Source organism: Aeromonas sp. WP2-W18-CRE-05 (assembly GCF_014168615.1).
Taxonomy (GTDB): domain Bacteria; phylum Pseudomonadota; class Gammaproteobacteria; order Enterobacterales; family Aeromonadaceae; genus Aeromonas; species Aeromonas caviae.
The window spans coordinates 4,290,169-4,310,876 of sequence record NZ_AP021917.1; the positions used below are offsets into that span (position 1 = coordinate 4,290,169).

A 20,708-nucleotide genomic window follows, 5' to 3' on the forward strand; every position below is an offset into this window, starting at 1 on the left:
CTCCACGCTAAATTACATTCAGGTGCAGCAAGGGATAGACGAATAGCATGTTAGGGAAGGTATGCGCTCTCTGGGGTAGCGGAGGTCTCGCATACCTTCCCCAACGGGTCTATCACCCCTAGATATAACGTATTGATATACCAGACCATTTAAGTTTGGTAGGTAGCGCATACCCTAGAAGGTGCGCAAGCACTCTGAAAGCCGGCGCACTGGTAGGCAATAAAAAAAAACGCCGCAGCGATGAGCTGCGGCGTTGTCATATGGTATCGATTAATTAATCATCATCCCAAGGTTCAGGTAGGGCTGTCATCTCCAACCTCAAATCTTCTGCCTGCATCTCCAATTGAGCCATTCGATCCCCAACAGCATCGGCGTGTACAGCTGGTTTGGGGCCTTTAGGAACCGCCTTATGCACATCCGGCACTGCAATACCAAAGTATTGTCCGATCAACTCGAACAACGGTTCGATAAATTGGGTGTGACCCCAATCTGGCCTCTGCTGAACCAACTCCAACAGCTCAGACCGGAACAGAGGTGTGTGTACCAAGCTCGGCACATGCTGCGAGATCAAGTGGGGCAGTTCGCGACGACCGTATTTTGGTTTACGAGCCTTCATGATCGGGTAAAGATCCTGCACTTCTGCAAGGATGCGAGAACCATATTGTTGTTCAGTCATGGGACACCTCCATTTCGGCCAAGCGATGTTTAACCTCGTCAAGCCGCTCAGGCCTGAACAGAGGTTCAAGTGGATAATCAGGTAGTTGTCGAAGCAGCAGAACTAGCACCCGCAGCACCTTGTCAGTCACGGGCACCAAATGCTTCTCGAGCTTGGCTCGCTTGCCGTTCTTGCAAGTGTCGACGGTTACAGGCAAGCCCACCGACGTCAGCAACGCCGATATCTCTCTGTAACTCATCGTGTGCTCTAACCACGCCTGCTGTACGAGAGATCGGGTCAGGATCAGGGTCAAGATGCCCAGCGAGCCATCCTCGCGGACCCGCATCTTGGAACCTTGCAGAGCCAGCGCAGATTCGTACTGGTCGTCCCAACTGTCCCAGTCCTCCAGTGCTTTCAGACAATTATCCTCTCGCCAGCCATCGAACCGGGCACGGCAGTGATCTGCATCGGCAGCGCTCTGCCAAGGCACCGTATCACAAGCGATATGCAACCCACCGGCCACTTCTACCATCCGTGGATTAACCAACCGACGCTTCTGGTCGAACTCGTAACTCAATTTGACCTGCTTCTTGATCTCGATGAGATCTCGCTCTGTAACCCATTGAGTCCGCAGAGAGATCAGGTGACTAGCGTCGATCTTCTGACCTGGCACACGCTCAAGGTAGAGTTGCATGATTTTTTTGTTCTGTTCCTCTGTCGTTCCCGCACACTTAACGCCAGCTTTCGCCAGCACAGGGGGCGTATCACCCTTGATAGCGGTGCATTGCCCCCGCGTTTTTATCGACACAATCTGGCGAGCATGGTGCTTCAGCTCCAGCATCGGCACGGGTTCGCCACTCTCATCACCATGCAACCGCTGGCACAGTGCCTGATAACGACGACACAGCGGCCCAGTCTGGTCGAGCTCCTCCAACGGGGCACCAGTCAAGAAACCATCGGTAGTGACCGATACAACAGTTCGATGTGAAGGTATCCGGAGGAGCAACTCACCACAGACAGCCCGGATCAGGCCTGTGGTATGGGCGGCCATGTAAGGATTGGTCACAGCCGACGGCCCTATCTTCTTGCTCTTGCCAGTAGCCGTATCAAACGCCGTCTTATCGCTCAATCCCTGAGCCAGCTTTCCATACAGCGAATTCCCGATCTCTTTGACCATCACCTCCTCAAGGCTCTTTTTGGGATACTCCCGACGTAACAACTGGATCATTCTCGTGAAGTCCTCGAACAGGGGCTCACTACCCGATAGCCAGGGCACAATGACACCGTGTTCGATATGGATGGTGGCCCCCATGGTGAGAGCCAACTCGATTTCAGGCGCGGTGACATACGCCGACCCCGTTAGAGGAAAGCGCAGTCCATATTGCTCGGATCTGACAGGTATACATGGAAAGCGCGTGCCCGTAGGGAAAGTGAACTCGACGTAGGCGAACCCCATGACATGACCGATAAAATCATGGGGATCCGTGCTCATATACATGCTGGCGTAGTCAGGTACCAGCAGGTCACAAAGCCCCGTGGTATAAGCCCCTTTCAAGTCCCAGTCATACCAATCACCCACGGCAGTAGGACCAACAGTAAAGGATTCATTGCGGCCACCGTGGTAGCAGCGGATAGCGAGAGTCTCAAGCAGTCCACGAGCAGGAGATTGAACCGTCACACTCTTGGTCTTGACCTTCCCCGTACCGCCATTCCACTGCTCCAACTTGGCTATCTCCAGCCCGAAGGCAGTCTTGTAGTCGATGTCGGCCTCTTTGAGTTGCCGCCGAAATACAGCAACACCGACAGCGCCCAAAGACCGAGGCAGCTTCTGCAAACCGAACTGCCCACCGAGAAAATCGCGTACTTTCAGGGCATATTTCACTGCAATCTCAGCATCGCGCAGGGCGTAGCGCTCGAACGCCTCCAGGTCGCCAGCCAAGAGCTCGTCCATACGTTCGATACTGTAGCCCTCGGGGATTTCCACCTTGGGCAAGCCGAGCATTGCGCCCAGCGCTGACAGCGGCGATTTGTTGGGAGCCAAGAACAGAGTGTCGACAAATTGGATGATCGATTTCTGGGGCTTGCGATTGCGGTCGCGCAGAATGATGGGCTTTAGTGGCGCACGGCGCTTACGTTCAGCAGTTTCATCAACACCATAACCACTGTCGGTAATGATTTGACCGACCACGCTGCTACCCTGTCCATCCAGACTAGCCTTCATGTGCCAGAAGTCTTTGAAGGTACTCAAGTCGGCACGCAGGAAGTGAGCAACAACGACTATCGTGCGAGGCCATTTTTTGATCAGGCCAGCAGCACGGCAATCCTCAACCACTTGCGAAATGAACTTTTCAAAGGAGAGGCGCTTTCCCTTATCAGGGTAATAAACTTTGCTAAGCGTCTTGCCATGAGGGGTGATCACAAAGACTTGATAAGACAGCACTTCATTATGGCCATCCACCAACACCCATTCGGTATCAAAACCTATCCAGAGGGGGAGGCCATCAGCAAGCGAGATGGGTGGTTGGCAGGTTTTAGGGTCAAACGAAACTTTCTTTATCGCAAACGGAAGATGGGAGGGTTCAGGGCGATCTTCTTCTACCACTCCGATCTCTGCTTTCTTAAATTCAAACATGAGAATGCTCCAAACAAAATGACCCCTTCCCTGCATGCAGGGAAGGGGTCGGTTGTTCGAGGTTATTGAGTAGATGACCCGTTCAGGCGATTAGAAAGCTCGGTCAACAAGTGGACACATGCAGCTTCAGAGGAGCAGAGGCATGTCATTATCGGTTTCTCGATACCATCAGCATATAAGCGAACCACGTGCCCCAGGTTCATCTCCCCGTAGTCAGCAGACTTGACCAACTCCGGTAACACAATGGTCCCGTCTTCTAACACGAAATATTTTTCAAGAAGACCGGCATTCGCCAACGCATCACGAACATCCTTAAGAAGCTGCACTTGCTTCTCAGGTTCAGCAGCAGCGCCGAAAGCTATTTGCCGCTCAAGGCTGTTGATCCCAACTCCCAACCGTGAAATGGCATCGGGAGTCATTGTCTCCAAAGGCTCATTCAGCGGTTGATAGCGTTTGGTATAGGCGATGTGCAACAAATTGACGAGATTTCGGCCAATGATGGCGGTTTGCTTGGCTACAGCAGTAGCGGGCGCTTGGGATTTGCGGGGGGATTTAACTGTCATGTGAACTACCTCTGTTGGATAACTTCGTAAAATCAAACGTCAACAAGCTAGTTGCCGACCCATAACTCTTTGATTTATGTAAGTTAACCAAGCAGTTCCGTCACAGTCAGATAAATTGGCTGACATTGAGGCGTGGTTGCCAGGGGTGCCGTCAAAGACGGATAGGTAATATCCATATACCTACATATAAGTAACTTTATCCCCGTGCGCTGAGAAAGTTACAGAGAAAAAATGACATGTTCAAGCGTTTTTTGTTGTGGCGTATGGTGACACCCATCTGCACATCAGAGCGAACCCTTGGCGCACAATCCTTCCGCCACGCGCATTACTCAAGCTGGGGAAGCCGCGCCTGATAAGAACTGCTGCCATGGTGTAGTACCGCCGTTGGGGATGGTGCAGATCCACCGCACCATCCCTATCATGAGCGACTGATGAATCTTGGTGGCTGCGCGAGCTCCATTCACCAACTCAGGATGACGACATGGGCAACCATACAGTGCTCAATCGCTGCTTACCCGATTGGCAGTAACTCCAGATAACCGCATGGGCAACATGGCAGGGGATGGAGATCGCTTCGATGTGGCGTGTGATCCGCTCTCCATCCCCAACGGCCCTATTACCCCACTCTCCGACCCCTTGATATGTATGCCTTCCGGCATTTCCCTCTTGCGCACATCCCCAAATCTGCGCCGTCTCGTTAGTCCTAGATTTGCCTCCCAGCTTCATTGCTCCAATAACGGTGCCGGTGGGCCCGTTGGTACTGATAAAGACAGCCGTCCGCCGCTGCGAAAATTCAAGCAATGAGCCCAACTCGCAATCCCTCTGCTAATGACCTCCTTGACCCCCCGGAAATGCGAAATTGGCACAAACGGAGCCCAAAATCCCTGCCAAGCTGCGCGAAAATCCGAAAACGCGCCGATGTGAATTTCGGGAGTCCATGCGGGGCATAGGCCTGCGTGGTGGTGTGTTATGACCGTTGGGGATGAGGGTGAGCCCCACCCGCCCTCATCTGGGGCTCTGCCCCCCTGATCCCGCTTTAGCATGAGAATGTGCTACCGGTGAGAAGACAATTTCTCCTATCCAGCCTTCTCTATCAGCGTTACCCGCTGGTTTCTCTGATGGTCGAGCTGCCTTGGTCTCTTGCTTGGTTTACTGGCCTGACCCAGGTTGAGCTTGTCTTGCTGGCTAGTGGGGGTCTCTCCCTACGGGCTGCTTGTTAAGAATATGTTTGCTCTACTGTCTCCATATTTTCTGTCTAACCCTTATCAGCATCTGGCCGTACTGAGGCAGTCTGAGCATCCCTGCTGCTGGAGCGCTGGCTTCACGCGCATTGGCCCCGCGCATTCCAAGCAACTGCATCCCTCTGCCATCGGAAAAATAAAGGCGGGATCGCTCCCGCCTCATGTCCTTACTGGGCAACATACAGTTCGACACTGCACTTTGTATCTCTTGGGTCTCCCAGCTCCTTCTGGCAGGTCTTGCTCTGCCCATTATCCTTGAGCTCGAAAATCCTCTTGGCCTCGACTCGATAAGTCCCGTACTGCGTCTTGAGTGGGTTAGCAAATGGCCCCTCAAAATCAATGCTGCATTCCGACCCACAACTCTCCACAACGGTATGTCCGTTGTTCTGGATAGTGATGAACTCTGCAGTACCACTACCGCCCGAGAAGTTGAAACGTCGCTTGCCTACAAATGGTAAATCTGCGCGGGCTTGGGTCTTCTCGGTCACCCCTTCGGGTTGTTGACTCTGCGCTACCTCACACATCTTTTCCAGCAGGGCATCTATCATGACATCCGGCTGTGGCTGGCCGTTTATCTCCAATGCTTCCACGCTGAACTCCTCACCTTGAACCCACATCTGGAGCAGGCCACGGACAGGTCTATCTCCATATGTGAATGTGCCACTCACGTTGACCAGCTTGCGACCATCAGCGGCTTTGCCTGCCGACCACTCGGGATCCTTAAAGAAGCTATCGGCCTGCTGATCCAAGGTCACGCCTGGACAGCTTTCCAGCTCTCCTCCTTTCACGGTCAGTTCGTCCCATTTACTGAGCAATCCGGCTTGAGCCGCTGGTGCCATCATCAGTGAAACACTGGCCGCCAGGACGAGCCTCTTTACCCTTACCATACCCATTGAAATGCCCTCACTGCCTGATAGTTGTAACGCTTGTCGAATTCTTCTTGGGATAGACAAAGTACCTTGATGAACTCGACCAGAGAGAGCAGAACCGGGATCCCAGTGGTGCAAGCGGCCAGATAGATCAGACCCCAGCCCCAGTTACCGGCATAGAACTTGTGCAGGCCAATTCCACCACCAAAGAAGACCAACAGGGCCATCAAGACCTTTCGCTTACCTCTATGGTGAACGGTGCCTCCCGCTGGTGCTGGTTGAGTTGAAGGTGGAACCGACACCTGCTCACGGATAGGCCACGCGGCTACATCGATAGGTGAGGGAAGTACCTCCGCGATCGCTTTAGCCTTCTTCTTAGCGGTGCCCCATGTGTCGATCGCATCAACGAAGGAGCCTGTCAGCGATAGCTCCACTATCCCTTCTTCTGGTGAACTGAAATGGACTGTCACGCGCAATCCGAATGGGTTGATACCGTACTTCCAGGATGCTTCCAGCGTACCCTTGGCTCGGTCAGCAATCTTGATGGTGCCACCCTCTGCTTGGAGGTGAGCGGCTACGTGTTCGAAGACAACCCCATAGTCGGCATGACTACGTAGAACGAGGTCTGATAGCTTGGTTATCGTGGGAGATCCCATAGTTTTACTCCTTGTAGACTGGGTTATAGATAGTGGCGATGAACCCCGTCAGGTGGTGTCGGGGATTGAAATAAGTGGTGTGAAAATGTGGCTTACATCCGGCTAAGCAGGGTCTTGAGGTCACGTTTGACCAACGCTTGGATCCCCGCAGGGCTGATCACTTCAAGGTGCGGCAGGTACGTTTTGATCACGGGTAGCAGCTGTGCCCCATCGAAAACGCGGCTTGCCAGCAAGATGCTGCCGTCCTCCAGCTCTCGGATCAGTGCCTGCTCGGGAAGGATGTTCCTGAGCTTGAATTCGTGGGCTATGGGCGAAGCTGCCTTGATCACGACTTCATGAGTGGGGATGGCCTCTTGCTCGATGAGTTTTTGAAGGAGTTGCTGCAGTGGCTCGCTGAGCGTTGCTGGCGTATCTAACTGTTGGACGCTGGTGATACTCGACAAAGGCTCGATAAATGGCGCATCTGCCATCACTCCCGCCAAGTACCAGCGCCCCCGCTTATTGACCAGACGATATGGCTCAAGCTCCTGCTCTGCTTGCTCACCAACCCATGTCAGCCTGACGCTGAGCTGTTGGCTGATTGCTTTGGCAAGTGGCTTTAGCCATTGGTGATGGCTGTCGTCTTCATCGAGTTGAAAACCGGAAAGGACGAATACGGGTGTTGATGCTGGGTTGAGCCAGAGCTTGATCAGACTTTCGTGATCATCCGGGAACAATGCTTTGGCCCCGAGTTGCTCGCACAGTCTCAAAATGGCGGGAGTGGTGGTTCTCCCCAGATAGCTGGGGTCGAGCCAATAGGTCTGTCCCTCACGCTCCAGCGGCAGATAAGCCAGTCTGACATTCAGGTCTCGCTGGATCGTGCGGGCCGAGACATTGAACTCGTGGGCCAGCTCGGAGATCACCAACCGCTGCCCGTTGTTGAGCTTAGTCAGGATCACGCCGAGGCGTTGGGCTAGGGTGTCGTGTTCTGCCATCCAGGGGAGCATCGTAGTCAAAGGTATCCAAGTGTCACGGAGGTGCCCGACAGGGCGTGTCGACTTGGATTTTCACGACAGGGGCGGACTTGGGTAAGCGGAGTTGGTATAGCGGGTGTTGAGTTGGTATTCGGACCGACACGAGGCTACGTGCGGGCCCTCAAATAGTCGGCGGTGAGTGGACCCTTATCTTGATGATTGGGTCCCACCTCCCTTGAAAATTTCAGCAGCCGAGCCTTGATAGCATCCCCATCGCTGCCACAGCGGGCCCCAGTGTATGAAGGGGAGTGTGGCTTCGAGTGATACCACGGCTCCGCCTGCCGTCGCAAAAATGGTGGGACGCGCATTTGCAAATTTCGGGAGCCCATGCAGGGCATGGGCTGGTGAGCCGGTGTGTTATGACCGTTGGGGATGTAGGAGAGCTCCACCCCCCTACATCCAGGGCCTTGGCCCGCCTGATGCTGAAACTGAGCAGTTTATGTATCTCGGCTATCGCAATTCTCCCCTTCCAGCCTGCCCTAGCAGCTTGGCTTGCTGGTCTCCGAAAAATGCGAAGTCCAGTTGGATCTCTGTTTGTTGACTAGGCTTGGCGCTGACTGGCCTTGCCCTCCTGGCTATCTGAGTTGCTCCCCCCCGGGGCTCCAATGTTAGTAATTTGTTTGTCCTTCCGTGGTTTTGCGCGTTGGTCAAGGCGGCATGGCTAACTGCCTCGCTGGCAGGGGTCTCATCAATCTACTCTCCTTATCTTGTCTGGATTTGTTATCCCGCTCGTTGCAATGCTAGCGGCTCTGCTTTGACGGCTCCGGGTAAGATCAATGCCTGCTCCACGCAGTTGGCGACTTGGGTACTGGTGTGCCTCAGTCTGCTTGCGTGTAGGTGGGCATACCGTTGGCTGGACTGGCTACTTGAGTGGCCCAGCTGAGCCTGTACGTCATACAAGGTTCCACCGCTGGAGACGATCAGCGCAGCCACCGAGTGGCGGCAAGTATGGATGCAGACTGGTCCTCCGATCTGTGCTCGTTTCAGCATCCGGTTAAATGGCTTGGTGACGTTGTTTAGCGGCTGGCCCATCCTAAGTCCTGGGAACAGATAGGGGTTCCCAAGGATCTCAGGCGTATCCTGCAAAACCTGCATCGCCAGATGGTTCAGGTGCAGGATCCGGCTCTTGCCATTCTTGGTGTGCGGGATAAACAGCGTCTGGTGATCCTTGTCCAGGTGCTCCCAGCGAGCCTGCCTCAACTCATCCTTGCGCAGGCCAGTGAGCAGCAACAACTTGACGTATTGGCCTGCATAGCGATTCTCGTCAGCATCAGCCGCCATGAACAAACGACGGATCTCCGCCTTATCGAGGAAACGGGTTCGCTGGTTGTTCTCCGACAGGGTTTTCAGATGGACCAACGGGTGTTGCTCCAGATACCCCATCCGTACACTCCATGTCAGGATCGCCTTGAGTAATGTGGTAATCCGGTTGTTGGTGGCGGGCTTGCATTGGCCCATCAGATTGGTCTGGAGTGCCTGACCTTGCTCCAGATTGATTTCCGATAGCAACCGTGCTCCCAACACAGGTTGCAGGTGGTCCCGGAATCGTTGCTCATCCTTAAGCCATGAACGCTTGTGGTGCTGAGCGTAGGGCAAGTAATGCCGATGAAAGAGCTCATGCAACGTTAGCTCCTGCCGTTTGTCCTCCTTCATCTGCTTGGGGTCGATGCCCTGCGACAGCAGCCGTTTATAGTCTGTGGCGATCTCCCTGGCCGTGTTGAGGTCTACCTCTGGGAAGCGACCTATGGCAATAGCTCGCTTGCGCCCATGCCACAGGTAACGCAGCATGAATTTCTTGCTGCCCTCCCCCTTGCCGACCAAGCATTTGAGCCCGGAGATCTGGGTGTCGCTGTATTCCGCTTCTGTGGATTTTGCATCGGTGGGATTCGGTGGCAGAGCTTCGATGGCTTTTTGGGTGAAACGAAAACGAGATGGGAGGTCTGACATAGTGGAACTCCTGTTAATGGGTGAAGGCGGGGCGAGCCTTTCCCAAGAAAAAACAGCACAGGGAGGTCGGATCCCTGTGCCGGACTGGTGGTCATGATTTATCTGTTGGTGGTGGTGTTGGCCGCTGACGGCTGACAAATTCGCGGCCAACGGCTTTCCGGTCGATATCCGGTCTTCGGCGTCAGTCTGGTGTCACCGTCAGGGTGAATACGTCCATCTGGGCATAGCAGCAAAAGCTCTGCTGCCAGACCTCAAACCATTCATTCACCTCTGCCGCCGACATCTCCCCCATCAACGAATGGGAGTACACGTTCATGCTGAAATCAAAATCCAACTCCTTGGCCAACTCGGCGCACCAGCCTTGGCCCACATAGGCGCAGTCGGTGACGTAGCGCAGATGCCAGCCGTCATCCCAACGTTCAAGACGGATCTCGACAGGGTGATAGCCTCCCGTGGTAGCGCTGTAGTCTGGATCTCGATAGTTGAGGGTCAGGGCTGCTGGCGACGTGCTATCCGGGATTTCATCCACGAACTCGTCCAGTGCTGAGCAGATGGCCTGTTCCAGTAGCGTTTGCAGGTCGTGACTTATCCTCACAGGCAAGCCCGTGATAACGAGGGTAGGTTTCATGTTTGAGTGCTCTTGAAATGAAAGGTGGGAATTCGAGGGAAGAACGATCAGGGTAGGAACAAGGGATTAGCTGGCGGCGCTGACCCCGGGTAGCTTGGCCTGGAGTCCATCGAACCACACGCTATGTTTGCCGGTGATCAGATGGCCGAAACGTACCTCGGGTGCCGCCTTGGTCAATTCCAGATGTCGCAGCACTGCTGCCAGGAACCCCGCGTTATTGCTGCTGCCTTTGAAGTTCCAGATCACCTTGAATAACCCCGAGGTGAATGGCTTGTCAGGCTGTTGCTCGTTGAGCAGATCGATGACTTGAGCCAGCCCGAACCACTCCTTGGAGCACAGGCCGCCGCCACTGCTGCCCGTCAGACGGAACAACAGCTCGGCCTGCTCAGGTACATGGCCTACTTCATAGCCAACGGTGGTCGTTGAGCCTGGCGAGAGCAAAGTGGCTACGCCACTAGCCAAGATAATCTTGGCAGGCTGAACTGGTTTATCGCTGGCCTCGGTCGTGGTACTGGCCTGCTGATTGGCAGTTTGCTTGTTGGTTTTGGTATTCATATTGGGAGCCTCGGGTAAATCAGATGGTGGATTTCAGGTAGATAGTGGTGCCCAAGTCCGGCTGGGTCTGCTCTTGCTGGAGTACAAAGGCCAGATGCTGGAATACAGGGATTGGGGCAGATAGAGCATCAAACGGGGTGCCATAACCTGTGAAGTGATAGGGTTCCCAAGTCTCGGCAGCAGGGAGCGGTAGCCAGAACACGGCATCTTCGGCACAGTCGATCAGCTTGATAGTCCCCGCAGCCAACCGCCAATAGTCTGCGTAGTAACCCTCGTCGTCATCCCTGACTGACTCACCAGTGTGAGAAGCTATCGCGAGCAATACTTCAGGCGCTTCGCTGTGTAGCGACTTGGCCTTGAGGACGGTCGCCTCTTTGATCACGACCAGCAGCACGGGCTGGTTTTCATCCGGCAGGAACTCAGGAACATACATTCCATGTGTGATGACCTCCTGCATCAGCAAGCTCAACGTCTGCCAGCTGTAGGCATACCCCTTGAGCGTCTCGTGGGAAGCGTATTTCCCTTCTTCGATAAACTCGTCCATGGCTAACCTCCCTCAGTCCGCTGGGCCGGTGATATAGCCGATAGTGCCGCCGATGATGGTGCCTGCGACGGCTCCGGGGATACCGCCTCGGGCACCAATGCCTGCCCCCGTGATCGCACCTTTGATCGCCCCCTTGGTACTGCCCTTTACCGTGAAGTCGACGCTGCCGTCTCTCATTGGCTTGATGCTGACGGCGGCGACTTGCTTGCTCAAAATGTGATGGATAAACATGTTCGTTCCTCTTGGTGTTGGAAATGAAAAAGGCCCTGAGCGGTTAGCTCAGGGCCTGATGTTCTGGATGAACATGGTTTTAATATGTGTTTGATTTTGTAGTTAAATCTGGTCACTCTATCTTTCGTGGCTATATTTTGGCCAGCTTGCCGCATCCAACATTTACAGGAGGTAATATGGGGTCGCAGCGTTTGATTGCAAAAATTGAGTCCGAAGAGTCCACCTTACGTTTAGCAGTGCTCATTGATGCTGATAATGCGCAAGCCGCTGTTATTGAAGGATTGCTTGCTGAGATTGCGCGGTTTGGTGAAGCTACAGTCAAACGGATTTACGGCGACTTCACCTCGCCAACGAGCGCTTCTTGGAAAAAGGTTCTTCAAAAACATGCCATAAAACCTGTTCAACAATTTGCATACACCACAGGGAAGAATGCGACGGACAGTACGCTGATTATTGATGCGATGGATTTGCTCTACACGCGTAAGTTTGATGGATTTTGTCTAGTCACCAGCGATAGTGATTTCACCGGTCTCGCAATGCGCCTACGTGAAGAAGGATTGACGGTACTGGGTTTCGGTGAACATAAGACCCCAGAAGCATTTCGTAGTGCCTGCCACAAGTTTTTGTTCACAGAGGTCCTGCGCCCAACAGCCACCATGACTCCAGCAACAGAATCACCCAAAGTAGAGGATACGCAACCCCGTCCTGTGAGTGCGCCTGCAGAAGCAAAGATCATCGAGTTCCCAAAGCGATTCGTACTTGAAGCCCTCGAACAATCGGGGGATGAAGCAGGGTGGGCACATTTAGGCACGTTTGGCAGCTACCTGACGAAGTTGCAACCTGACTTTGACTCCAGAATATACGGTTACAAAAAGCTATCTGATTTAGTCAAAGCCAAGACGGAGTTGTTTGTCACCGAAGAACGCAATGCACCGGGATCAACTCAAAAAGTCCTCTATATTCGGGCGAAAAAATAGACGTTGGGCGCATCTTCGATTTGGGTGGTGCCGTCTGGTGGGGGTGATGGCACGGCCCCAAATTGGTCTTTCTACAATTTTTCACGAAGCGAGATGGGCCCACTTAGACCGGATATGCCCCAGAACAACGGGCAGCATATCCGGGCGACCATACTGAGGTCGCTTTTCCATGCATATTACCCCCACACTTCCTCTCGTCTCTCCGGCCTTCTTCCGGTCCAGCCATAAGCAATGTACCCAGTTGCAAAGACCGGAGCTGCCGACCGGAGAACTGGCCTGCCAACCTCCTGCTATTGCTCCATCTTAGTGGTGGTGAAACCACAGACATCGCTTCGCCGAGCCGACCGGATATGGACCGGAGTCGGTTATGAGTTAACGATTGGGCAGCCAAAATAAATGAGAGCGCCGCAGCGCCCTTGGTTCAACTCGGCAAAAAATTGCTCAGCTGGTCAGATCCTTGATGGTCTGGGTCGGGCCGTTGGTCTGTACCGACTGAATGCCATTCTGTGCTGATGCCTTGCTGGCGTACATCTGGCTGGAGCCGATGACCTGATGGTTCTTGGCTTTCAGCGTGAAGTGGTACTGGTTATTGGCGGCCTCTTTCAGATCATATTGCCCCGCCTCCGGGGAATTGGTCTGGACTGAAGCGATACCATTCAGGGCCGCCGCCTTGCTGGTATACATCTCGCTATTGAGGATTACCTGGTCATTGCCCGCCTTGAGCACAAAGTAGAACTGCTCGTTCTTAGCCAGTTTCAATTCATAGCTTCCCATCACTTTCTCCGTGTCATCAGTGGGTTCGCATATCAGGCTAGCCTGTTTTTCATCTTTAGCACCATACAACTCATGTAGACACAAAGGCTCAGCACGCAGCGGGAGCTGATGAAGCGGGCGATGCCGATCTGGAAGATCACGCTTTTTTCTATCTTCTGCTCCGCCATCCAGTCGTCGAAATGGGGCAGCGACGCCACCAGCAGCGCCCAGATACGGGGATAATCGTTCTCACGCCGCCACTCGTTGAATTGCTCGGGGGAAAGCTGCCAAAGCTCTGTTGCATTCATGCATGACCTCACTCAAGAAACCGATCCCGTTTTGCCGGGCCGGGGTGACGGCAAGCGTCGATCACGACAGGGTGATCCGGCGGGCACAGCATAGGGACTCACCACGCCATCATACTCGGCAGACGGGCCAAGTCACTGGGAGGAAAGATTCAAGAGGGGCGCTGCGACAGCTTTGTCACCGGACAGGACGCTTTTCGAACAGCGGGAAGCGGAACATCGAAAAACGGGAGAAGAAAAAGCCCAGCATTGCTGCTGGGCTTTTTATTTGGCTCCTCCTGCTGGGCTCGAACCAGCGACCTGCGGATTAACAGTCCGTCGCTCTACCGACTGAGCTAAGGAGGAATTATTCGTGGTGCCCAGAGACGGAATCGAACCGCCGACACGGGGATTTTCAATCCCCTGCTCTACCGACTGAGCTATCTGGGCAAATGGTGCCGGCTACCGGAATCGAACTGGTGACCTACTGATTACAAGTCAGTTGCTCTACCTACTGAGCTAAGCCGGCACACTTCAAACCATTGTGCATGAACACGTTTTTATTTCATGGCACCAAAATATGGTGCCCAGAGACGGAATCGAACCGCCGACACGGGGATTTTCAATCCCCTGCTCTACCGACTGAGCTATCTGGGCGTGGGCGCTATTAAACGGATTTTAGGGCAGGTGGTCAACGGGAAATTTCACTTTTCGTCTCGTTCGTCTCTTTTTTGCGCAGCATCATCCATTTTCATCACTTCTGCTGGTGGGACCGCTCCCCGGCGCCCCCAGAGGCGGGACTCCTCCCCCTTGAGCAGGCGGGTAATATTCTCGTGATGACGGATCAGGATGAGACAGGAGAGCAGGGAGACCGGCAACGTGTATTCCGGTTTGAGCAGATAGGTAAAGAGCGGAGTCAGCAACACGGTCACGATGGACGCCAGTGACGAATAGCCGCTCACCAGCAGCACCAGCAGCCAGGTGGTGATGACGGCGCCCCCCATGGCAAAGCCGATGGGCAGCATGGTACCGAGGGCGGTGGCGACGCCCTTGCCACCACGGAAGTGGAAGAAGAGGGGGTACATGTGGCCCAGACAGGCGGCCACCCCGATAAAGCCGAGGTAGACGGGCTTGATCTGCAGATACCAGGCGAGGTAGACGGGGGCCATCCCCTTGAGCACGTCGAGAAGCAGTACGATCAGCGCCGCCATCCGGCCGCCGAGGCGCAACACATTGGTCGCCCCCGGGTTGTGGGAACCATGGTCACGGGGATCCGGCAGACCCGTGATGCGGGAAACCAGCACGGCACTGGACAGCGAGCCGCCCAGATAGGCCAGAATAATCATCAAAATCGTCAGGGCCGTCATCTTGGTCGTTTTTACCACGATATGAATGGGGTATGATGCGGGCCACATTCCCAGGCCCGGGCTTGCCCGAAAGCGTGTCGCCCAAACCGGCCGCCAGCGGCAATCTGCTTGCCGGGCCTGCATCCCTGCGCTGTTTTCACAGCCCATCAAGAGTAAAGAAGAAGTACTGTCATGGACAAGGTGTTTATTCGCGGACTCGAGGTTTTGACCACCATAGGGGTATATGAGTGGGAGAAGGGCATTCGCCAGAAGCTCTGTTTCGACCTCGAGATGGGGTTTGACAATCGCCCAGCCGCCGCAACCGACGATATCAATCTGGCGCTGGATTACGCCACCCTCTCTCGCAAGATCTGTGATCACGCCCAGGGCAAGATAGTGGAGCTGGTCGAGACCATGGCCGAGCAGGTCGCCGCCCTGGTGCTGGAAGACGAGCGGGTACAGTGGGTCAAGGTGACCCTGACCAAACCGGGTGCCGTGCCCAATGCGACAGGTGTCGGGGTCGAGATCCTGCGCCATCGCACGCCGGCTGCGAGCGCCAACTGATGACCCGCATCTATATCAGTCTGGGATCCAACATCGATCGGGAACGCCATATCCGCGCCGGCCTCGATGCCCTGCACGCCGAATTCGGCGAGTTGCAGGTCTCCCGGGTATTCGAGAGCGAGGCAGTGGGCTTCAACGGCCGCCCCTTCTACAACCTGGTGGTGGGTGCCGATACCGAGCTGCCCCTGGCGACCCTGTGCCAGCGGCTGCGCGCCATGGAGTTCGCTCACGGCCGCGAGCCGGATGCCAAGAAGTTCGCCCCGCGCACCCTGGATCTCGATCTGCTGCTCTACGGCGAGCTGGTCTGTGAGACGCCGCTGGTGCTGCCCCGCGGCGAGATCCTCACCAACGCCTTCGTGCTCTGGCCGCTGGCGGAGCTGGCCCCCACATTCCGCCACCCCATCGATGGTCGCACCATTGGTGAGCTGTGGGCAGGTTACGACAAAGCCTCCCAGCGCCTTGACCCCATTCCCTTCCACTGGAAAGCGGGCGAATTGCAGCATCACTGAACGACAAGGGCACCCTCGGGTGCCCTTGTTGATGACTCCGCTGATGATGGATAAGAAACGGTGATTGGGCCTGCGCCGGTGCAAGTGGCAGGATGACCGCCATCACAGGAGAACCCCATGCCACTCGATGCCATTCACGACTTCAACCGTCAGTTGCTCACCGACCTGCCCCACCAGCGCTTCGAGCACGAACCCATCCTCGATTACGCCACCGACGAGCGGGTCAAGGCTCGCCTCGGCTGGCAGGCCGAGTTCAGCAAGACCCTTTTCCTCAAATTCAAGGATGGTCGCTTCGCCCTGCTGCTGACCCACAGGGACGGCAGGCTCGACAGCAAGGCGGTCAAGGCGGCGCTCGGTGCCAAACCCTCTATCTGCACAGCCGACGAGATGCAGACCGAGATTGGCTGCCTGCCGGGAGCCGTCTGCCCCTTCCTGCCCCGCGCCGACATCCCCCTGCTGGTGGATCCCGTGCTCATGAATCACCACGCCTTTACCTGGACGCCGGGCCACCCCGAGCAGACTTTCCTGCTGGAGACCATCCACCTGGCCGGACTGCTGGCCCGATTGCCCTGCGACGTGAGCTACCTGCCCGCCCCCTGAGCCTGGGACTCAGCGCTTTTCCCCCGCCAGCTGGGCGAAGATCAGCGCCGCCAGCATGGACATCAGACCGATGCACAGATAGGTGAGGTGGAACCCCTCCAGCCAGCGGCCACTCTCCTCGGGCTGGCCGATGGAGAAGAGCCCCAGCAGGCTGGCGGCGATGGCCACCCCCAGGCTCATGGAGAGCTGCATCACCACCGACAGCAGACCGTTGCCGCTGCTGGCGTGCTCGCTGCTGAGATCCTGCAGGGTCAGGGTGTTCATGGCGGAAAATTGCAGGGAGTTGATGGCACCAAAGACCGCCAGCCACACCAGCAGTACGCCGTGGGGCACCTGGTTGTCGATGAAATAGAAGCTCGCGATCATGGCCCCGAGCGCCAGGGTGTTGCCGATGAGGATGCGGCGATAACCGATGCGCGGAATGAGCTTGTTCACCAGCGTCTTGGTCAGCATGGCGCCGATCACCGTGGGGATCATGGTCATCCCCGCCTTGCTCGGGGAAAAGCCGAGCCCCAGTTGCAGGAAGAGCGGGGTGAGAAACGGCATGGCGCCGCTGCCGAGGCGGGCAAACAGATTGCCCCAGATACCGATGGCGAAGGTGGACGTCTTGAACAGCGCCAGACTGAACAGGGGCTGCTCCGCCGTGGCGGCATAGAGCCAGTAGCTCGCCATGGCGGCCAGGCCGAACAATACCGCAAACAGGGCCCAGCCAGTTGAGATGCTGTGCTCCCCCAGGCCTTGCAGACCGACGGATACCAGCACCATGCCAACACTGAACAGCACAAACCCCTGCCAGTCAAACCTGGCGGTGTGCTGGCGAAGGTCGGGCATGAAGTGCCAGCTCGCCACGAAACCGAGCAGGCCCACCGGCAGGTTGATGAGGAAGACCCAGTGCCAGCTCGCCACCTCCACCAGCCAGCCCCCCAGGGCCGGGCCGATGAGGGGGCCGAGCAGACCGGGGATGGTGACGAACGACATCACCCTCAGCAGCTCATGCTTGCTGTAGACCCGCAGCACCGCCAGACGCCCGATGGGCATCAGCAAGGCCCCCCCGACCCCTTGCAACACCCGGGCAATCACCAGCATGGGCAGGGTGTTGGCGATGGCACAGGCCAGGGAACCCAGGGTAAACAGCAGGATGGCGACCAGATAGACCCGGCGGGTGCCGAATCTGTCCGCCAGCCAGCCGGAGGCGGGAATGAGCAGGGCCACCGTCAGCATGTAGGCGATGATGACGGACTGCATCTGCAGCGGACTCTCGCCCAGGGCCTCGGCCATGCTGGGCAGGGCGGTGTTGAGGATGGTGCCATCCAGGGTCTGCATGAAAAAACCGACCGCCGTCAGCCAGGGCAGCCATTTGCGCTGGGCGGGCGTCACCATCGGGGAGCTGTCAGGCATGATTCTGTCTCTCCTCATCACATAAGAAAAGACCCGCACGAGCGCGGGTCATATCAGCATATCAGGCATCCGGCTGGCCGAGCATGGCCTTGAGGTGCTCTTCCAGGCTGGGTTCGGGGGCCTTGAGGGTCGAGAGGAACAACTGCTCTATGCCTACCCTGTCCTGGCTCTTCACGATGAACACCAACCGGGACTGGGCCTTGCCTTCGGGCCACTCCCCCAGCGCCTGCAACGGATAGAGCTGGCCGTGCACGCCGTGGATCACCACTGGCTGGCTCTCCCCTTCCAGTTGCAATATCCCCTTGAGGCGCAGCAGGGCATCGCCGTATTGTGCCTGCACCGCGTCGATGGCGGCCAGCAGGCGGGAAGGCTTGAGCGGCTCGCCGATGCGCAGGGAGAAACTTTCGATATTGCCGTGCTCGAAGCGGGTGGGCGCTGCCGTCCCCACCTTGGCGGCAAACGGCGTCATCTTCGGCTGCATGGGCGAAGCCAGCCCCTGTTTCGGGGATTCGGTACGCAGCCAGGCCAGCAACTGGCGCACGTCGCGCCCCGCCGCCTCGTTGTAGGCGCCGAGCTTCTCCAGCACCGCGGGCGAGAGCACCCCATTGCTGACCCGCTGGATGGGGGCTGCCGGATTGAGGGCCGCCAGTTGGGCTTCCACCCGCGCAAGGGTCTCTTCATCCACCAGATCGCCCTTGCTCACCACCAGCAGATCCGCCAGCGCCACCTGTTTGACCGCCTCATATTGAGCCGCAAGCTGCTGCTCGATATGGCCGGCATCCACCACGGTGACCGTGCCATCGAAGCGGTAGCGCTGGGCGATAAAGCCCTCTTCCCTCAACGTGAACAGCACAGGGGCCGGATCGGCCAGACCCGTGGTCTCGATGATCAGCCGTTTGAAGGGTTTGATTTTGCGCTGGATGGCTTTCATGAAGAGCCCCTGCAGCGCCTCCACTAGGGATCCTTGCACCGAGCAGCAGATGCAGCCGGAATCGAGCAGCACCACCTGCTCGTCCACCTGCTGTACCAGATGGTGATCCAGCCCCACGGAGCCGAACTCGTTGATGAGCACGGCGCACTCCCCGAGCTCGGGCTGCTTGACCCAGTGGTTGAGCAAGGTGGTCTTGCCGCTGCCGAGAAAACCGGTCAGCAGGGTCACGGGGATGCGGGTGTCTTGCATGTCTGTCATCGGGATGCCCCCCCTCTGATCGGCAGGAGGATGAGTAAGCGAGTGTCTTGCATATCGGTCATGTCAGATCCTTACCGGTTGGCGAACAGGTCGCCGAGCCAGCGGTTTTCGAAACGGCCATGGGGGTCAAGCTCCCGCTTCAGGGCCAGAAAGTCGTGCCAGCGCGGCAACAGGGCCGGGAAGTCGTAGAGGTCCATCGCCAGGTGCTTGCCGAAATGGGGAATGCCGCCAAGCGGCACCAGCAGTTGCTGCAACTCGCGCATCTGCTCCATGGAGCCCCCGACGAAGGTCCCGTCCGCCGCCAGATAGACCAGAAAACCTATCCAGCACACCGACTTGTCATGGGCGGCACTGAGCCAGGCCACGGAGGGACCGGTGCAGCGCAGAATGAAGGGGTAGTGCAGCACGCCGGGGTTCGCCTCCTGCCATGCCTGCAGGATTTCAAGGGCCTCCCCCATGCGTTCGAGGGGCACGGCCACCTCGCAGTTGATCTGGGGAGCAGGAATTCCCTTGCAGAGGATCTGGTAGACGTTGCCCACCAGATCCGAGGCGTCCTTGAAGCGGCGTACCGTCTCGAAGTGCTCGCCTGCCCTGGCCTCGTCCTTGGTGTCTCTGGCCATCTTCTGCAGGGTCGCGTCTATGGTGGCATTGAGCGCCAGGTTCATGCGCTCGTCCATGTCTCCCTCCAGCACCAGCGGCTCGCTGCCCCCGGCGCGGTAGCGGGCCACCTCGTCATCGGAGGCGGGATCCACCAGCCAGATGTGGCTCTCGCCGGTCCAGGCGAACCACCAGCTCTTCACGAAGGCGTGCTCCCGGTTGAGGCGCTCGTTGTGTTCCAGCAGGAAGGGGTAGTCGGTGGTGAACTTGGTGCAGCGCATGATGCGGTTGGGCACAGTGTTGAGGGTCACATCCAGCAGGATGCCGAGCATCCCCATGCCCATCACGAAGGCGCCGAAGCGCGGATCGGTGCGATCCACACGGATGATGTCGCCGCTCGCCAGCATCACGGTCAGGGCAGCCACCGCATCGCACAGGGCGGACTGGTGCAATCCCTGCCCATGGGTGCCGGTGCTGAGCGCACCGCCCAGGGTCTGGATGCCGATGACGCCGGGGGATGCCGGCAGCATGCGATCCATGGCGATGAGGTCGGCATAGACGGTATCAAGCGGCGTCCCCGCCAGGTAGGTCACCGTATCGGCAGTCTTGTCCAGCTGGCCGCGCAGGTGGTGCAGGTCCACCAGCAGCGCCTGGCTGCCTTCCGCGTAGACGCTGTGGATGGGTTCGAAAGAGAGGCCGGAGCCGATGAGCCGCAGCTTGCGCTCGGGGTATTCCCGCAGCAGTTGCTGCAGCTCGTCACGGGTCGTCGGGCGCCACACCTGATCAAGGGCGCCGAGGGGGTTGGTTCTGGACCAGTTGAACAGCACCTCCCGATTGCCAATCGCCTTGATGCTGTGAAATGCCTGGAACCTGACCGTCATACCGCGCCTCATCTGACTTCAAAATGAGCGCCAATTCTACCGAAAAGTGGCTGCCAAGGCATGAAAAACAAGACCC

At 56.8% G+C, this 20,708-nt stretch carries 20 protein-coding genes, 4 tRNA genes and 1 pseudogene; 4 read left to right on the forward strand and 21 right to left on the reverse strand.

The window, feature by feature from the left end; all coding sequences use genetic code 11:
* Positions 1–274: 274 nt before the first annotated feature.
* From H7R73_RS20065 to H7R73_RS20115, 11 genes are all read right to left on the reverse strand, one after another.
* Positions 275–676 (reverse strand): hypothetical protein, encoded by a 402-nt coding sequence (locus H7R73_RS20065; RefSeq protein WP_182951380.1) that lies wholly within the window; start codon positions 674–676, stop codon positions 275–277.
* Positions 669–3,287: a hypothetical protein gene (locus tag H7R73_RS20070; RefSeq protein ID WP_182951381.1), complete on the reverse strand. Its 2,619-nt coding sequence runs from the start codon at positions 3,285–3,287 to the stop codon at positions 669–671. The genes H7R73_RS20065 and H7R73_RS20070 overlap by 8 nt, the downstream gene beginning before the upstream one ends.
* Before the next feature lie 62 nt (positions 3,288–3,349).
* Positions 3,350–3,850, reverse strand: coding sequence for a hypothetical protein (locus tag H7R73_RS20075; protein ID WP_104454822.1), 501 nt, complete (start codon positions 3,848–3,850; stop codon positions 3,350–3,352).
* A gap of 1,408 nt (positions 3,851–5,258) precedes the next feature.
* Positions 5,259–5,933, reverse strand: a complete 675-nt coding sequence (locus H7R73_RS20080) for a hypothetical protein (protein WP_182951382.1) — start codon at positions 5,931–5,933, stop codon at positions 5,259–5,261.
* 38 nt (positions 5,934–5,971) lie between these two features.
* Positions 5,972–6,616, reverse strand: a complete 645-nt coding sequence (locus tag H7R73_RS20085) for a TM2 domain-containing protein (protein WP_182951383.1) — start codon at positions 6,614–6,616, stop codon at positions 5,972–5,974.
* Positions 6,617–6,708: 92 nt separating this feature from the next.
* Entirely contained in the window at positions 6,709–7,590 is an 882-nt protein-coding gene (locus tag H7R73_RS20090) for a helix-turn-helix transcriptional regulator (RefSeq protein WP_182951384.1), read from the reverse strand.
* A 759-nt stretch (positions 7,591–8,349) separates the two neighbouring features.
* Complete coding sequence (locus H7R73_RS20095; protein WP_182951385.1) at positions 8,350–9,576, reverse strand: tyrosine-type recombinase/integrase; 1,227 nt, start codon at positions 9,574–9,576, stop codon at positions 8,350–8,352.
* Between the two features lie 181 nt (positions 9,577–9,757).
* Positions 9,758–10,204, reverse strand: a complete 447-nt coding sequence (locus H7R73_RS20100) for a DUF2787 family protein (RefSeq protein ID WP_182951386.1) — start codon at positions 10,202–10,204, stop codon at positions 9,758–9,760.
* 66 nt (positions 10,205–10,270) lie between these two features.
* Positions 10,271–10,759 (reverse strand): hypothetical protein, encoded by a 489-nt coding sequence (locus H7R73_RS20105; protein ID WP_182951387.1) that lies wholly within the window; start codon positions 10,757–10,759, stop codon positions 10,271–10,273.
* A 19-nt stretch (positions 10,760–10,778) separates the two neighbouring features.
* Entirely contained in the window at positions 10,779–11,303 is a 525-nt protein-coding gene (locus tag H7R73_RS20110; RefSeq protein ID WP_182951388.1) for a hypothetical protein, read from the reverse strand.
* Between the two features lie 12 nt (positions 11,304–11,315).
* Positions 11,316–11,534, reverse strand: coding sequence for a hypothetical protein (locus H7R73_RS20115; RefSeq protein ID WP_182951389.1), 219 nt, complete (start codon positions 11,532–11,534; stop codon positions 11,316–11,318).
* An 86-nt stretch (positions 11,535–11,620) separates the two neighbouring features.
* On the opposite strand from H7R73_RS20115, the gene H7R73_RS20120 reads away from it, so the two are divergent.
* Entirely contained in the window at positions 11,621–12,511 is an 891-nt protein-coding gene (locus H7R73_RS20120) for an NYN domain-containing protein (RefSeq protein WP_232092714.1), read from the forward strand.
* Between the two features lie 441 nt (positions 12,512–12,952).
* On the opposite strand, the gene H7R73_RS20125 is transcribed toward H7R73_RS20120, so the two are convergent.
* The 7 genes and pseudogenes from H7R73_RS20125 to plsY all read right to left on the reverse strand — a co-directional run bounded on the left by H7R73_RS20125 (position 12,953) and on the right by plsY (position 14,915).
* Entirely contained in the window at positions 12,953–13,285 is a 333-nt protein-coding gene (locus tag H7R73_RS20125; RefSeq protein WP_182951390.1) for a YegP family protein, read from the reverse strand.
* Between the two features lie 68 nt (positions 13,286–13,353).
* A pseudogene (locus H7R73_RS20130) lies at positions 13,354–13,572 on the reverse strand (potassium channel family protein); the annotation flags it as partial.
* Between the two features lie 266 nt (positions 13,573–13,838).
* Positions 13,839–13,914 (reverse strand) — tRNA-Asn (locus H7R73_RS20135).
* Positions 13,915–13,922: 8 nt separating this feature from the next.
* A tRNA-Phe gene (locus H7R73_RS20140) sits at positions 13,923–13,998 on the reverse strand.
* Positions 13,999–14,001: 3 nt separating this feature from the next.
* A tRNA-Thr gene (locus H7R73_RS20145) sits at positions 14,002–14,077 on the reverse strand.
* Between the two features lie 52 nt (positions 14,078–14,129).
* Positions 14,130–14,205, reverse strand: a tRNA-Phe gene (locus tag H7R73_RS20150).
* A gap of 47 nt (positions 14,206–14,252) precedes the next feature.
* Positions 14,253–14,915 carry a glycerol-3-phosphate 1-O-acyltransferase PlsY gene (gene plsY / locus H7R73_RS20155; protein ID WP_029314836.1) on the reverse strand — a complete coding sequence of 221 codons (663 nt, stop codon included), beginning with the start codon at positions 14,913–14,915 and terminating at the stop codon, positions 14,253–14,255.
* Between the two features lie 171 nt (positions 14,916–15,086).
* On the opposite strand from plsY, the gene folB reads away from it, so the two are divergent.
* The 3 genes from folB (at position 15,087) to H7R73_RS20170 (ending at position 16,567) form a co-directional block, all read left to right on the forward strand.
* On the forward strand, positions 15,087–15,458 hold the full coding sequence (folB, locus tag H7R73_RS20160; protein ID WP_103259486.1) for a dihydroneopterin aldolase: 372 nt from the start codon (positions 15,087–15,089) through the stop codon (positions 15,456–15,458).
* Positions 15,458–15,967, forward strand: coding sequence for a 2-amino-4-hydroxy-6-hydroxymethyldihydropteridine diphosphokinase (gene folK, locus H7R73_RS20165; RefSeq protein ID WP_042865424.1), 510 nt, complete (start codon positions 15,458–15,460; stop codon positions 15,965–15,967). The genes folB and folK overlap by 1 nt, the downstream gene beginning before the upstream one ends.
* Positions 15,968–16,084: 117 nt before the next feature.
* Positions 16,085–16,567, forward strand: coding sequence for a YbaK/EbsC family protein (locus H7R73_RS20170; protein ID WP_103259485.1), 483 nt, complete (start codon positions 16,085–16,087; stop codon positions 16,565–16,567).
* A 9-nt stretch (positions 16,568–16,576) separates the two neighbouring features.
* On the opposite strand, the gene mdtD is transcribed toward H7R73_RS20170, so the two are convergent.
* From mdtD to H7R73_RS20185, 3 genes are all read right to left on the reverse strand, one after another.
* Positions 16,577–17,965 carry a multidrug transporter subunit MdtD gene (gene mdtD / locus H7R73_RS20175; protein ID WP_103259484.1) on the reverse strand — a complete coding sequence of 463 codons (1,389 nt, stop codon included), beginning with the start codon at positions 17,963–17,965 and terminating at the stop codon, positions 16,577–16,579.
* A 61-nt stretch (positions 17,966–18,026) separates the two neighbouring features.
* Positions 18,027–19,154 (reverse strand): CobW family GTP-binding protein, encoded by a 1,128-nt coding sequence (locus H7R73_RS20180; protein WP_029314837.1) that lies wholly within the window; start codon positions 19,152–19,154, stop codon positions 18,027–18,029.
* Positions 19,155–19,225: 71 nt separating this feature from the next.
* On the reverse strand, positions 19,226–20,632 hold the full coding sequence (locus H7R73_RS20185; RefSeq protein WP_048208545.1) for a D-arabinono-1,4-lactone oxidase: 1,407 nt from the start codon (positions 20,630–20,632) through the stop codon (positions 19,226–19,228).
* Positions 20,633–20,708 lie beyond the last annotated feature (76 nt).